This is a genomic window from Bifidobacterium vansinderenii, from assembly GCF_002234915.1.
Taxonomy (GTDB): domain Bacteria; phylum Actinomycetota; class Actinomycetes; order Actinomycetales; family Bifidobacteriaceae; genus Galliscardovia; species Galliscardovia vansinderenii.
The window spans coordinates 14,811-28,913 of sequence record NZ_NEWD01000029.1 but is presented as its reverse complement, the minus strand read 5'-3'; the positions used below and the strand labels follow the sequence as shown (position 1 = coordinate 28,913).

Below are 14,103 nucleotides of genomic sequence, written 5' to 3'. Positions count from 1 at the left end.
GTTCCACAAGTCGGGAGACAAACATCTCATGCGTGCCCCGACTTCTTCAGCACATCACTTCACGGCCTTGATCGCCATGATGAACACGTATCCGAGCACGGCGAAGGCGATGGAGATGAAGAACGCGGGCATGTATGTACCGGTGGCTACCACGACGGACGACGTAATGATGGGGCCGGCCATCTGACCAAGAGTGGTGGCCAGATTCAGAATGCCCAGATCCTTGCCGGCCTCCTCCTTGCTGGACAACACATCGACATTCAGCGCCTGATCCACGGAACCATACACGGCATACCCCAAACCAGCGATGCCGGCGAACAGATACATGCCCATCGCGCTCGGCATGACCAACGGCATAGCGACACCCGTGGCAAAGCAGAGCGACGCCACGACGACCGGCACCTTACGACGACCGATGAGATCAGAGATCGGGCCTCCGCCGAGGGAACCGATCAGACCGACGATCAGCGTGATGGTCGACATCACGGAGACGACCACCGCGGACTCCTGCACCCCCATTCCCACATAATCCTGCACGATGTACAGCTGATAGGCGCTGATCATCTGATAACTCAGCAGCATGCACAGGCGGCCACCGAATGCCTTGTAGAAGTCATGATTGTCACCGAATTTCGGAGGTCGGAAACTTACCAGCACGTCCTTGAGACCACCCTCGCTCTGAGGCAGGTAGTCCGCGGACTCCTCGCGGGGCATGATCGCCACCGAAACGACGCCCGACAGCGCCATAAGCACGCCGGCCACGATCAGGCCGGGGAACATGTTGGTGATGAACAGCGAACCGAGCATGGTGCCAATAGGCGCGCCTATGGCCGAACCACCACCATAAAACGCGGACATGGTTCCACGGGTACCCTGCGGCACGCGATCCGAGATCACGGCAACCAACGGAGCGATCATCATGTTCAGACCGACCATGGAGAGGCAGTAGCAGATCGTAAGCAAAACCGGATTGGTCATGATTCCGGTCAAGAACAGCGTCACACCCCCAAGGAAGCCACCGGCGATGATCCACGGAGTACGGCGGCCCAGACGGGAACGCGACCGATCGGAGAAATTGCCGAAGATCACATTGGCGAGCAATGATGCAACGGCCGTACACGCATTGATGACACCCATCAGCGCTTCAGGCGATCCGGCGTTGATCTCCTTGAGATGCTGCGGCAAGATCACTGCACTGACGACGCACAGACCGCTCATCCACAACACGCCGAACAGCAGGAATCCAGCACCGAATCTCGCATAGGTCAGCTTGGATACAGGACGACCGGTTTCCGGGCTGAGCACGGGATTTTCCGAGGCGGCAGAGACAGCAGCGTTATGGGCGGCCAGACGCTTCTCCTTGGACAGATTCACGGATGGAGTGTATGACGAATCCATGATGATACTCCTTTTTATCCTCATCGATTACGAAGTAGACAGATGGGCGATCAGCAGGCAAGGCCATCAGCGCCGACACCTTATCGACCACTTGTCCGGTAAGGAAAACTATAAGCAGGCAGCACACTATCGTCAACTTGGTAGATAACGGAGTGTCGAAAGAGATTATGCCGAGAAAAACGCTGATTCTTTAGCGAGATAATTTATCGACATACCGGTCGATAAATATAAAATTTCTGGATCCAGATATAGGTTTTGAACCTCTACTTATACCCGTCCCACAAAGGGGAGGGAAACATGATCGACTCGAACTGCAGCCACTCATCGTACAGATCGATCGGGGAATCACGTAGCCAACGCAGCTGGATTCCATCCATGGTCTCCATGCACAGCCGCACACGCGGACGCATCACCGTCCCCCAGTCGCCGACCTGAGGCGGGATACGCCACGGAAACGGCAGGTAATCCTGCCAGATATCGTCAAAACGACGTTCAAAATCCTCATGCAGCGGATGCGAGACCGACAGCGACTCAACCGACAACACCGAGAACAGTCGCACCATCGACCGCCGTTGCGCATTATGCCGAACCAGGAATCTCAGATAGGCGGGAAACAGCGGTCCTTCAGGGTCGGAACCCGGAAGCCCCGATCGTAGAAAATCGTCGACCGTACCGCCACCAGCATATACATCGTCGATCACCATACGGATCAGACCGTTCTTGTCGCCGATGTAGTGCAGCAAGCCGGAATGGCTCATGCCCACTTCATCCGCAACATCACGGATGGACACGGCGTTGGAGCCACGTTCGCTGATCAGTTTCGCGGCGGCCTCTGCGATCTCCCTACGGCGCTCCTCCGGGTTCTTGCGCACCCTCTTCTTTCCGCCGGTCGACTCAGCCACGATTCCCCCTCTTGTCTTTCGGCAACGTTCATATTTCACGTCCGATTGTCGCACAGCCCCCGACCGCCCTAAACGCAAAGTGCTCCCTCCAGGGGAGGGAGCACTGCAATATGTCGATCACCTGCTGAAGATGTCGGTCACCTCATCCGACCGACTGCGTCGGCCACCTTCCCCTCGAGGGGAAGGATCAGGAAAAAGTATGACGACGGTCAGGCAATCAGGCGGTGACTTTGGCGTACTCGTCGAGCAGGAAGGCGGTGGTCTGCTTGCCGGGCTCGCCGAGCAGCGTGGTGAGGCTGTTGATCGGCATGGAGTTGAGGAACATGTCCATCATGTCGTTCTGCGGCAGCTTGGGAAGCTCACCGGCGTCGGCCTTGGCGACCAGGTCGGCCACGATCTTGGAGCCGACCGGGTCGGCCTTCCACTCGCCGAAGGTGGACCATTCGGTCAGCGGCGCGGTCTTGCCGTCGCCGTCGAGATCAACCACGCCAGTGGCGACGATGTCACGGGAGCTCACGCCCACCTCGACCGTGTACTCGCCGGACTCCACGTGCCAGTCGTTGAACTTCTCGGACCAGTAGGCGAACGCACGCTCGTCGAGGTCAACGGTGACGGTCTTGGATTCGCCGGCGGCAAGGAACACCTTGACGAAGCCCTTGAGCTCGTGCTTCGGACGGGCCACGTCGGCCTTGCCCGGCGCGACGTACACCTGCACGACCTCGGCGCCGTCCACGTCGGACGTGTTGGTCACGGTGGCGGTCACGGACGCGGTGTTGGCGCCGGTCTTGGCCACGGTCACGTCAGAGATCTCGAAGCTCGCGTAGCTCAGGCCGTAGCCGAACGGGTAGGCGACCTCCTTGCCGTAGGTGTCGTAGTAGCGGTAGCCGACGAACACGCCCTCACCGTAGTCCACGTGACCCTCCTCGCCGGGCCAGTTGAGCATGGACGGATCGTCGAGGATGTTCATCGGAATGGTCTGGGACAGTTTGCCGGACGGGCTCTGCACGCCGAAGATCACGTCGGCCATGGCCGGACCGCCGCACTGGCCGAGCAGCCAGGTCTCAAGGATGCCCTTGGCGTGGTCGCGCCACGGAGCCACGGAGACGACGGAGCCGTTGGACAGCACCACCACGACGTTCTTGTTCGCGGCGGACACCTCCTTGAGCAGCTCCACCTGCTTGGCGGGGATGTCGAGGGTCTCGCGGTCGAAGCCCTCGGACTCGGCCGCCTCGGGCAGACCGAGGAACAGCAGCACCACGTCGGCGCCCTTGGCGGTCTCCACAGCCTCGGCGGTCAGGGCCGGATCCTGCGGCTCATCGGCGAAGGTGAAGCCGGGGGCGAAGGCGGCGTCGATGCCACGGTCCTTGAGAGTGTCGAGGAAGCCGGTCATCTTGGTGGGGGTGATGTGCGAGGAGCCGCCGCCCTGGTAGCGCAGGGAGCGTGCGAACTCGCCGATCACGGCGACCTTGGCGTCGGCAGCCACGGGCAGCACGGCGTCGTCGTTCTTCAGCAGCACGATGGACTCCACGGCGGCCTGACGGGCCACCTCGTCGTGGGCGTCCACGTCGAAGCGGTAGCCGTCGATGCTCATGGCGGCGCGGGACTTGTTCACCAGGTCGATCATGCCCTGGGCCATGCGGTCGAGCTGTTCGGGCTGGATGCGGCCGTCGCGCGCGGCGTACACGATCTGGTCGTCGGTGTAGCTCGGCGGCATCTCCAGGTTCAGGCCGGCGTTCAGGGAGGCGACGCGGTCGTGGTCGGCACCCCAGTCGGACATCACAATGCCCTTGAAGCCCCACTCGTTGCGCAGCACGTCGGTGAGCAGCCAGTGGTTCTGGGCGGAGTGCACGCCGTTGATCTTGTTGTAGGAGCACATGATGGTCCACGGCTGAGCGTCCTTGACGATGTGCTCGAAGGCCGGGAAGTAGATCTCGCGCAGCGCACGCTGGGAGACGTTGGCGGAGACGCGCAGACGGTCGGTCTCCTGGTTGTTCACGGCGAAGTGCTTGAGGGAGGTGCCCACGCCCTTGGACTGCACGCCCTTGACCAGGCCGGCGGCCTCATGGCCGGCGAGGAACGGGTCCTCGGACCAGTACTCGAAGCAGCGGCCGCCCAGCGGGTTGCGCTTGATGTTCACGCCGGGGCCGAGGATGACGGCCACCTTCTCCTGAATGCACTCCTCGCCCATGGCCTCGCCCACCTGGAAGGCCAGATCCGGGTTCCATGCGCTCGACAGGCCGGCCGCCGGCGGGAAGCAGGTGGCGGGCACGGAATCGTTGAGGTCGGTCTCGCCGGTGCTGGAGGCGTTGGCCTTGCGCAGTCCGTGGGGGCCGTCGGTGATCATGTAACCGGGGATGCCCTTGTGCTCAACGCCCTGCAGATGCCAGGCGTCGCCACCGGAAGTCAGGCTGGCCAGGCGTCGCCACCGGAAGTCAGGCTGGCCTTCTCCTCGAGGGTCAGGTCGTTGACGCTGGGGTAGGTGCTCTCGCTCATTGTGCCTCGTTTCCTGTCTGACGTCGGCCGCCATGCCGCCGTCGTGGATGCATTGGTTGCGTTGGTTTGTTGGTAAACGTGGACCCCTGGCTGATTCCGATCTCGACGACGAAATCTTGAACCAACCGGTCGGTAAGCAATAATATATCATGACGAAACTTACGACACGCTAACTTCAGTCCGACTTTTCGACACCGTTCGACACCATTTGGCTCATTCCCATCGTCACGATCTGCATCACACCGGCCGCCTCCAGCTCTCGCCGTCCCGATTTTCACCATCCCACGACGTAGAACCCCGAGTTTTGTGGTTTTTCTTGTCGCACTGGCAGAGGTCTCCATTGAGATCCCAATGTTTGCAATACGCAACAAGCTCTTCACGGGATGAAGAAACCACAAAACTCGGCATTCCATAACATCTGCGCCAAAAAGCACACCGCCGGTCTACCGACCGAACGGTATTGATTATGATGGATAGGCAGCGACGCAGACGGCCTGTCTCAAATGCTCCGACGGAGAGACGAGAGACGCGACAGGCGCACGCCGGCGAAGATTCGGTCGGCAGTAATTTAGTCGGCAGAGATTCAGTCGGCACCGATCAATCGGCGAAGATCAGTCGGCAGAGGAAAGGAAGAAGGCCATGACTTCAGCAACGACGGCCACCACCAACACGCATCACCGCACCACCAACCGCGAACCCGACCGCCGCGAGAAGATCCTCGCCGCCACCGTGGAATACTTCGGCACTTTCGGCTACTACGGCACCTCCATCCAGAAGATCGCCACCAAGGTGGGGCTCACCAAGGCCGGCGTGCTGCACTATGTGGGCAGCAAGGAGGGTTTGCTCGAGCTCGTGCTCACCGAGATGTACGACAAGGAGACCAACGAGCTGCTCGCCTCGCTCGAGCACGCCGAAAAGCCGTCGATCGCCGCCATGTTCCGCGAGAACGTGGCCATCAACGTCAAGCGCCCCCAGCTGGTGCACATGTTCTCCACGCTGAGCGCGGAGGCCCTGGACCCGAATCATCCGGCCCACGACTACTTCGCCCAGCGCGAGCGCAACGGCGTGGAGCAGGCGTTGAAGATCGACTGGGCCGTGCCCGACGGCGTGGATCCGGCCGACGTGCTGCTCGCCGGCTTCAGCATGATGGACGGCGCGCAGCTGCGCTGGCTGCGCACCCCCGGCCAGGACTTCCAGAAGATGTGGGCCCGCTGCGAAGATGTTCTCTTCCCGCTTCCTCTCTGGGAGGGCTACCGCTGAGCCAGCCCGCAGCTCGCCTGGCTCTGCCCGACTGAGGAACACGCATCACATCATCGTTTGCAAAGGAGAAAACGATCATGCCTCAGACATTCCTCTACGAACCGCTGACCCCGGCGCCAGTCGTGCAGACCACGCACGGCAAGGTGCAGGGCCGATGGCAGAACGCCACATCGGCCGCGTACCTCGGCATTCCGTTCGCAGCGGCGCCGTTCGGCGAGCACCGCTTCACCGCGCCCGTCGACCCCGAACCGTGGGACGGCGTCAGGCAGACCGTGGACTACGGCCCCACGCCGCAGCGTCGCCCGTTCGGCGATCTGGTCACGATTCCCGAGCCGTCCATTCCCGGCGAATCGGTGCTGAACGTCAACGTGTTCACTCCGGCGCCGCGCGACCGCTCGGCCAAGCTGCCTGTTCTGGTGTGGATTCACGGCGGCGGCTGGTTCGCCGGCTCGCCCGCGTCGCCGTGGTACAACGGCAGCACGTTCAACGCGCGCGGCATCGTCACGGTCACGGTGTCGTATCGTCTGGGCTTCGACGGCTTCGGCTGGATGGAGGGCGCCCCACTCAACCGCGGCACGCTCGACCAGATCAAGGCGTTGGAATGGGTGCGCAGCAACATCGCGGCGTTCGGCGGCGACCCGGATCGTGTGACCATCGCCGGGCAATCGGCCGGCGGCGGCAATGTGATGGTGCTGGCGTCGTCGCCCAAAGCACGAGGCCTGTTCCGCGGCGTGATCAGCGAATCCGGATCGTTCGGCACGCCCACCGTCGAGGACGCGATGATCGGCGGGCGCAAACTGGCCGAACGGCTCGGCGTCGAACCGACCATCGACGGCTTCCGTACGATCGATCACGACACGATTCTCGACAACGAACGCAAGACCAATCACACCGAGGGCGTGCCGTCGGCGGTGCTCGACGCCGATACATTGCTCGGCGTGCTGCACGACGGGCTGCTCGACAAGAGCGGCATGATCTACGTTCCCGTGGTGGATGGCGAAGTGCTGACCCGACCGATCGCCGCATCCCAGACCGCCGGCGCCGGCAATGACGTGTCGGTGCTCATGGGCACGACCCGCAACGAGATGAAGTTCACCATGCCGAACGGTCCGACATTGGCCGACACGATAAGCGCGTTCAAGAAGGCCGGACTGAGCGACGACGCCATCGGGCACTTCACTGCGGAGATCGACAAGCTCGGCGGCGAAGAATACATTCCCGGCCAGATCATGACGACCATGACCTTCTACGTGGGACTGGCGAGCATCGCGAACGCCCGCCGCATGGCCGGAGTCGGCGATCGCACGTGGCTGTACGATTTCGCGCAGCAGTCGTCCGCCGACAACGCGTGCACGCACTGCGCGGATATTCCGTACTTCTTCGGCAACCTGGACGCGGTCAAGGTGGAGCAGGTGCTTGGCCATCATCCGTCGCAATATCTCGCGTCGGTGATGAACGGGCTCTGGGCCGAGTTCATCGCGACAGGGCGCCTGTCCCGCCCGACCGTGGACGATCATCCCTACGGCGCCATCCGCCTGCAGGGCGACGCCACCTATGATCCCGAGGCCTACCGCTTCGGCCACGAACTGGCCCGATACGCCGCCGCGCAATAACCCATAATGCTCCCTCCCATCGTGCTCCCTCCATGGGAGGGAGCTGTCCGCCTCAGGCGGACTGAGGGAGGGCTCCGCACCTCGCCCCACACCGTCATCGCCCCACGCCACCACCCCCACGCATCCGTTCACCTCACCGCCGCCGCGCCCTGCACGTCCGTTCACTTTCCCAATGCACAGCGTTTCACCGCTATCTCCGGCACGTACAATGAGCGCGGAACCGAAATCCCAACTGCGATGAAGCAAACGAAGGAGCATGACATGAGCACGATCACCACCGAGGAACTGATCACCAAGGCCATCGAGGCGCGCAAGCTGGCGTACACGCCCTACTCGCACTTCCAGGTCGGCGCGGCGCTCGAGGCCACGGACGGCACGGTGTACACGGGCTGCAACATCGAGAACATGGGCTTCGCCCCCACCATCTGCGCCGAGCGCACGGCCTGCGCCAAGGCCGTGTCCGAGGGCCACCGCGAGTTCACGCGCATCGTGGTCGTCGGCAGCGCCGAGGGCCCGATCACCGCGTACTGCTCGCCGTGCGGCATGTGCCGTGAGTTCCTGTGCGAGTTCTGCGAGCGCGACTTCCAGATCATCCTGGCCGTCAGCCCCACCGAATACAAGACGTACACGCTCGACGAGCTCTACCCGCTCACCGAGAAGCCGGTCTTCGACACCGACGACCCGTTCAAGGGCGCGTTCGGCGGCAAGTGATCGCTCGTTTCTCGTTCACTGAGCTGTCGGCCGAATCGATAGTTATGTCATTGAACTGATCATTATACGAGGTTATACGAAGACTCCCGCCGGGGATTCACCCGACGGGAGTCTTCGTTTGAACAACCGTTGAACTAACTCTTACAGTCGGCTTTTGACCACGTCGGCGATGGTCACGCCGCCCAGGATGGCCATGATGCCGCCGGACACCAGCCCGAGGATGCGCTGCGAACGCTCATTGCGCAGCCGGCCGGCGAAGAACGACGCCGCGTAGGCCACGGTGGTGAGCACGATCACGCTTTCGACGAAGTGCACCATGCCGAGCGAGATGCCCATTTCCAGATTGCCCACGCCGGGCACCAGGAACTGCGGGATGATGGCGATGTAGAAGACGCCGATCTTGGGGTTGAAGAAGTCGGTGAGGAAGCCGCGCCAGAACGACTGCGCGCATTCCCTGAACGTCGATCCGCGCAGTGCTTTCATCATTCCGGCAGCGGAACCGCCGTCGGTCTTGACTTCAACGGGCTCGGTCTTGCCGTCCCCGCCCTTCTTCTTCCGCGCCATGCTGAACGCCAGATAGAACAGGTACAGTCCGCCGAGCACGCGGATCGCGTCATACGCCATGGGGAACGCGCTGATCAGCGCCGCCAGCCCGACCGCCGCGGCCACGGCCCAGACCAGCACGCCGCAGGAGATGCCCCATACGGCGGCGAGTCCGCGGGCACGCGTGGTGTTGATCGTCTCGTGCAGCACCATCATCATGTCGAGTCCCGGCACCAAAGCCATGGATCCCGCCACCAGCGCGAACCCCAATAACGCCTGCATGTAGGTCATGTCGCCTCCCGAACGCCTCATTTCCGGTTCACGATCCGAAGACCCCCTCAAATCGTGAACCGGCCTCTCCCAAAGCCGCTCATCGGCGGCTTCTCGCTTTTCCTTGAAATCCTAACGCTTTCACGTCACCGGAAAAGTCCGCATTCCATGGGAGGCCACGCCAGGTCTGGTTCACGATCCGAAGACCCCCTCAAATCGTGAACCAGCCCCGCCTCACAGCACGAACGTGTTGAACGACCGCGGGGCGAGGGTGACCTCGAATCCGCGCGAAGCGTCGGCGGGATCGGCGAACGTGAACGGCATCTCGTAGTCGAGCGCGTTCTGCGCCACCACGGCGATCGTGCCGTCCGGGTTGCGGAAGGCGATGGCCATGGAGTTGAAGTGTCCGGTGGTGCCGAGCACCGTGGCGCCGGGCTTCACGTACTTCGAGAAGTGGCGCATCACGTAGTATTCGGGGTTGCGACGCACCTCGTGCGTGTCGGCGGTGATGGTGAACAGCGAGTTCTGCCACCAGCCCCATGTGGAATCCTGATCGTCGAGGATCATGTTCCAGTAGGTGTAGGCGGTGGCGCCGTTGCGCAGATAGTGGTTGATCAGGTGGAAGACGTATTCCGCGTACTCCCACGTGTTCTGTCCGTCGCCGCATTCGGATTCGGACTGGATGAGTTCGATCTCCGGCCATGATTCGTGCGTGCGGGCGATGCAGTTCTGCCCGGCCCACTGGTAGGCGATGCCCTTGATGAACCGGCGCGCGCCCTCATCGAAGAGGATGTTGTCGACGAAGCGGTTGTAGTTGTTGAGTTTCATGCCGTAGCCGCCGCCGGTCCACGCCATGTCTTCCGGGCCGTTGAGCGTGCCCAGCCAGATGTCGGTGTTCAGTCCGGCCTCTTCGAACGCGGGGCCGAGGTAGTCGCGGATGAACGTCTTGAGCGCGTCGGAATCCCACAGGGCGCTCGGGAACTTCTGGTCGGCGAACACCTCGTTCTGCACATGCAGCTGGGTCACGTCGATGCCATGCTCGGCGTACGCCTGCACGTACTTGACCAGATACTTGGCGTATGCGGCGAGGTTTTCCGGGGTCTGCACCAGACGGCCGTAGTTGTAGGCCTTGGGGCGCTTCATCCACGTGGGCGGGCTCCACGGGCTGGAGAACAGCTGCATGTTCGGCTGCCATTCCTGCGCGCGATGGATGTAGGGAATGAGCGTCTGCTCGTCGCGTTCCACGGAGAAGTGCTCCATCTCGTAGTCGCCTTCGACCTCGTCGTAGCTGTACCAGTGGTCGGCGAAGTCGTTGGCGCCGACGGGTGCACGGTTGAACGTGAAGTTCATTTCGTCGGGGCTGAACAGTTCCTTGATGATCTGGTCGCGTTCCTCGCCGGTCACGGTCTGCAGCGGCAGCCAGCCGAGTTCGTTGAAGCAGCCGCCGAAGCCGCGCAGCGTCTGGTGTTCGGTGCCGTCGAGCGTGAGATCGAACGCGGCGGTGGCGTTGGTGTGCTTGACGTCGGCGCTGCGGTCGACGAGTTTGTCGTTTTGCGTGGTGGCGATCCATGTGGTCATGATCGTTCGTTTCCTTTCGTGGATGTCCGATGGGTGATTTTGGCGGCGGGTGACGAGCGGTTGCGGTCTACTTGACGCCCTTGATGATCTGGATGAAGAAGCAGCCGATGATGGCCAGCGCGATGGAGACCGGGAAGGCGAACGAGTAGCCGGCGTTCACCACGATGGCGCTCATGATGATCGGTCCGCACATCTGGCCGAGTGTGGTGGCCAGATTGAGGATGCCGAGATCCTTGCCGGCCTCCTCCTTGTTCGGCAGCACGTCGACGAGCAGCGCCTGATCGACGGCGGAGTAGACGGCGTATCCGAGACCGGCGATGCCGGCGAACAGGTACATGCCCATCGAGGAGGGGAAGATCCACGGCATGGCGATGCCGACGGCGAACAGCACGGATGCGACGATGACGGGCACCTTGCGGCGACCGATGAGATCGGAGACCGGGCCGGAGATGAACGAGCCGACGAGCGAGACGACCATGATGATCGAGGAGACCACGGAAATCGTGACGGCGGACTGCTTCACGCTCTGGCCGATGTAGTTCTGGATGATGTACAGCTGGTACACGTTGATCATCTGGTAGCTGACGAGCATGCAGAAGCGGCCTGCGAACGCCTTGTAGAAGTCGTGGGCGGTGGAGAACTTCGGCGGGCGGAAGCTTGCGAGAACGTCCTTGACGGAGCTTTCCTCCTTGGGCAGGTAGTCGGCGGACTGTTCGCGCGGCATGATGATCACGGCGACCGCGCCGCCAAGGAACATGAGCACGCCGGCGACGGCGAAGCCGGGGATCAGGTTGGTGATGAACAGGGCGCCGATCATGGTGCCGATGGGTGCGCCGATGGTGGAGCCGGCACCATAGAAGGCGCTCATGGTGCCGCGCACGCCGGAGGGCACACGGTCGGAGAGAATGGCGACCAGCGGGGCGATCATGCAGTTGAGGCCGAACATGCAGGCGCAGTAGAAGATGATGAGCAGCACGGCGTTGTGCGTGGTGCCGGTGAGGAACAGCATGACGCCGCCGAGGAACGCACCGAACACGATCCACGGGGTGCGGCGGCCGAAGCGGGAGCGGGAACGGTCGGAGAAGTTGCCGAACAGCAGGTTGGAGACCAGCGACGCGACAGCGGTGAACGAGTTGACGATGCCGACCAGAGCCTCGGGGTCGGCGCCTTCAATGGCCTTGTAGTGTTCGGGCAGCAGCACCGAGGAGACGATGCCAAGACCGCTCATCCACAGGATGCCGAACACCAGGAATCCGGCGCCGAAGCGGAACAGCGTGGACTTGGAGACCGGCTTGCCGGTTTCGGGGGAGAGTGAGGGATCCTTGTCGGCGGCGGCGATCGCGGCGTTGTGCGCGGCGAGCCGTTCTTCCTTGGACAGGGTTGCGGTTGCGGCCATTTGAATTCGAGCCTTTCTAAACGACCTTGTTTGTTCTTCAGTCTTCCGTGTCTTCCTTGACGGACCGACATGTGCTCAGCGCGTCTGCGGCGCGCGTATGACGTCCGAACGTCCGACCGGCAACCTTCGCCTTTGCTTGTTCGCAATGTTTATCGAACGTTCATTAGATAAGCATACTATACGACACGCCAAGATAGTATGTCAAATGGATAAATAAAGCGACATAGAGTGTATTAGTGTGTATAAATCGTTGATATAGCAACGATATATGGCAAATAATTGCTAGAAAACAGCGTGATATTATATATCTAACTGCAATTCGATATCTACTCAATATTGGAGCATAATCACCTCATCAGTCAGCTTCGCTGACAGCTTCCTCTCAAGGGGAAGCCCGGCCTGCGGCCGGAGACGTGAAGCGCATAATGCCGGCTTCCCCTCGAGGGGAAGCTGTCGACGACAGTCGACTGATGAGGTGACAAATAAAAAAACGGCATCGGCCTCAGCCGATGCCTCAACTCTCCGCCCGTCCGGCACACCCGCCTACCGATACGAGTCCCACACCGGCGATGGGAACAGCAGTCGCTCGAACGACAGCCATTCGTCGTAATAGTCGATCGGCGGCTCACGCAGCCAGCGCAGCTGGATGCCGTCCATGATCTCGGTCACCATGCGCACGGTCTGTCGCATGTTCTCCCAGTCGCCGACCTCGGGCGGCAGCTTCCACGGATAGCGTGAATAATGCTCCCACACGCTGGCCGGACGTTCCCTGAAGTATTCATGCATCGGATGCGATTCATTGAACGACTCGGTCTCCAGCACCATATACAGCTGCACCATGGCGCGTCGCGTGGCGTTATGCCGCACCAGATAGCGCAGGTAGGCGGGGAAGTGGGGCGCTTCGGGATCGCTTCCCGGCAGGCCGGATTCCAGAAAGTCCTCGGGCGAGCCCGACGTGTCGTAGACGTCGGTGATCAGCAGCGACAGCAGCCCTTCCTTGTTGCCGATGTAGTGCAGCAGCCCCGGCTGGCTGATACCGACCTCGTCGGCCACGTCCTTGAGCGAGATGCCGTTGTAGCCACGTTCGCCGATGAGCCTGACGGCCGCCTGCTCGATCTCCGCCCGACGCTCCTCGGGGGACTTGCGGATCTTCTTTTTCCTTGCCTCAGCCATGCGCACCACACTACCGCACCGAAACCGTTCGCCCCCGCCTACGCGCGGAAGAAGCTCTCCTGGGTTCGGGAGATGCGCAGATAGCCTTCACGGGTGTTGTCGAGATGCACCCGGATGGCCGCCGCGGCCGCCGCCTCATCCCCGGCGAGCACGGCGTCGATGATCGCCACATGCTCCCGGTACGATTCGGTGATGCGTTCGGGCGCCACGGCCGAGAAGAACCGGATGCGCTGACTTTGCGTCATGAGCGTGCTCATCAGAGAAGTCAGGTATCGACTGCCGGCCTTGTGCGCGAAGTACATGTGGAACGTGTAGTCGAAGTCATGCCCGAACGAGTCGGCCTCGACTTCGGGATTGTCGATGCGCGCAATCATCGCGGCCCGGAATTCCTCAAGATCGCAACGTTCCACGCGCGGCATCGCCAGATGCAGCAGATATGGTTCGATGAGCAAACGAACATCGAGCATCTCCTGGAAGTCGGCCAGCGAGATCTGGTTGACGATCACGCCGCGCGAGGGGAAGATGCTCACCAGATGCTCTTCGGCGAGCTTGTTCACCGCCTCTCGCACGGGCATGCGGCTGAAGCCGAGCTCTGCGGCCACACGCTTCTCGTCCAGCGCCTCGCCCGGCTTGATGCGGCACAGCACGATCTGCTCGCGCAGGTAGTTGTACGCCCGGTCGCGCTTGCTTTCCGCCATGATTCCGCCCGCCTCACTCGGTTACCGATCCCGCAAATATCCGACCTCTCAGTATACGAGCGAGTCTT

At 61.9% G+C, this 14,103-nt stretch carries 10 protein-coding genes and 1 pseudogene; 3 read left to right on the top strand and 8 right to left on the bottom strand.

From position 1 onward, the window contains the following. Positions 1-54: 54 nt before the first annotated feature. The 3 genes and pseudogenes from Tam10B_RS10010 to Tam10B_RS13040 all read right to left on the bottom strand — a co-directional run bounded on the left by Tam10B_RS10010 (position 55) and on the right by Tam10B_RS13040 (position 4,793). A complete protein-coding gene (locus Tam10B_RS10010) occupies positions 55-1,398 on the bottom strand; it encodes an MFS transporter (RefSeq protein WP_093961109.1) in 1,344 nt (447 codons plus the stop codon). A 263-nt stretch (positions 1,399-1,661) separates the two neighbouring features. Next, the gene (locus Tam10B_RS10005) at positions 1,662-2,270 is read right to left on the bottom strand and encodes a TetR/AcrR family transcriptional regulator (RefSeq protein ID WP_408606658.1); all 609 of its coding nucleotides are present in this window, start codon (positions 2,268-2,270) and stop codon (positions 1,662-1,664) included. Positions 2,271-2,517: 247 nt separating this feature from the next. Continuing rightward, positions 2,518-4,793: pseudogene (locus tag Tam10B_RS13040) on the bottom strand (exo-alpha-(1->6)-L-arabinopyranosidase). A 639-nt stretch (positions 4,794-5,432) separates the two neighbouring features. Here Tam10B_RS13040 and Tam10B_RS09990 point away from each other — a divergent pair. The 3 genes from Tam10B_RS09990 to Tam10B_RS09980 all read left to right on the top strand — a co-directional run bounded on the left by Tam10B_RS09990 (position 5,433) and on the right by Tam10B_RS09980 (position 8,377). Next, a complete protein-coding gene (locus Tam10B_RS09990; RefSeq protein ID WP_093961106.1) occupies positions 5,433-6,053 on the top strand; it encodes a TetR/AcrR family transcriptional regulator in 621 nt (206 codons plus the stop codon). A 77-nt stretch (positions 6,054-6,130) separates the two neighbouring features. Beyond that, positions 6,131-7,666 (top strand): carboxylesterase/lipase family protein, encoded by a 1,536-nt coding sequence (locus Tam10B_RS09985; protein WP_093961105.1) that lies wholly within the window; start codon positions 6,131-6,133, stop codon positions 7,664-7,666. A 6-nt stretch (positions 7,667-7,672) separates the two neighbouring features. Then, positions 7,673-8,377 carry a cytidine deaminase gene (locus Tam10B_RS09980; protein WP_456297854.1) on the top strand — a complete coding sequence of 235 codons (705 nt, stop codon included), beginning with the start codon at positions 7,673-7,675 and terminating at the stop codon, positions 8,375-8,377. 141 nt (positions 8,378-8,518) lie between these two features. On the opposite strand, the gene Tam10B_RS09975 is transcribed toward Tam10B_RS09980, so the two are convergent. The 5 genes from Tam10B_RS09975 to Tam10B_RS09955 all read right to left on the bottom strand — a co-directional run bounded on the left by Tam10B_RS09975 (position 8,519) and on the right by Tam10B_RS09955 (position 14,035). Next, entirely contained in the window at positions 8,519-9,211 is a 693-nt protein-coding gene (locus Tam10B_RS09975; RefSeq protein ID WP_093961103.1) for a LysE family translocator, read from the bottom strand. A gap of 213 nt (positions 9,212-9,424) precedes the next feature. After that, positions 9,425-10,768 (bottom strand): glycoside hydrolase family 30 protein, encoded by a 1,344-nt coding sequence (locus Tam10B_RS09970; RefSeq protein ID WP_093961102.1) that lies wholly within the window; start codon positions 10,766-10,768, stop codon positions 9,425-9,427. 67 nt (positions 10,769-10,835) lie between these two features. Next, the gene (locus Tam10B_RS09965; RefSeq protein ID WP_093961101.1) at positions 10,836-12,164 is read right to left on the bottom strand and encodes an MFS transporter; all 1,329 of its coding nucleotides are present in this window, start codon (positions 12,162-12,164) and stop codon (positions 10,836-10,838) included. A gap of 543 nt (positions 12,165-12,707) precedes the next feature. Continuing rightward, positions 12,708-13,337, bottom strand: a complete 630-nt coding sequence (locus tag Tam10B_RS09960) for a TetR/AcrR family transcriptional regulator (protein ID WP_093961100.1) — start codon at positions 13,335-13,337, stop codon at positions 12,708-12,710. Between the two features lie 38 nt (positions 13,338-13,375). Continuing rightward, the gene (locus tag Tam10B_RS09955; RefSeq protein WP_093961099.1) at positions 13,376-14,035 is read right to left on the bottom strand and encodes a GntR family transcriptional regulator; all 660 of its coding nucleotides are present in this window, start codon (positions 14,033-14,035) and stop codon (positions 13,376-13,378) included. Between the last annotated feature and the right edge of the window lie 68 nt (positions 14,036-14,103).

Bases quoted from the DNA above. Each gene is read 5' to 3' on its own strand.
- Tam10B_RS10010 (WP_093961109.1), bottom strand. From the start codon at position 1,398: ATGGATTCGTCATACACTCCATCCGTGAATCTGTCCAAGGAGAAGCGT.
- Tam10B_RS09990 (WP_093961106.1), top strand. From the start codon at position 5,433: ATGACTTCAGCAACGACGGCCACCACCAACACGCATCACCGCACCACC.
- Tam10B_RS09985 (WP_093961105.1), top strand. From the start codon at position 6,131: ATGCCTCAGACATTCCTCTACGAACCGCTGACCCCGGCGCCAGTCGTG.
- Tam10B_RS09980 (WP_456297854.1), top strand. From the start codon at position 7,673: ATGCTCCCTCCCATCGTGCTCCCTCCATGGGAGGGAGCTGTCCGCCTC.
- Tam10B_RS09975 (WP_093961103.1), bottom strand. From the start codon at position 9,211: ATGACCTACATGCAGGCGTTATTGGGGTTCGCGCTGGTGGCGGGATCC.
- Tam10B_RS09970 (WP_093961102.1), bottom strand. From the start codon at position 10,768: ATGACCACATGGATCGCCACCACGCAAAACGACAAACTCGTCGACCGC.
- Tam10B_RS09965 (WP_093961101.1), bottom strand. From the start codon at position 12,164: ATGGCCGCAACCGCAACCCTGTCCAAGGAAGAACGGCTCGCCGCGCAC.
- Tam10B_RS09960 (WP_093961100.1), bottom strand. From the start codon at position 13,337: ATGGCTGAGGCAAGGAAAAAGAAGATCCGCAAGTCCCCCGAGGAGCGT.
- Tam10B_RS09955 (WP_093961099.1), bottom strand. From the start codon at position 14,035: ATGGCGGAAAGCAAGCGCGACCGGGCGTACAACTACCTGCGCGAGCAG.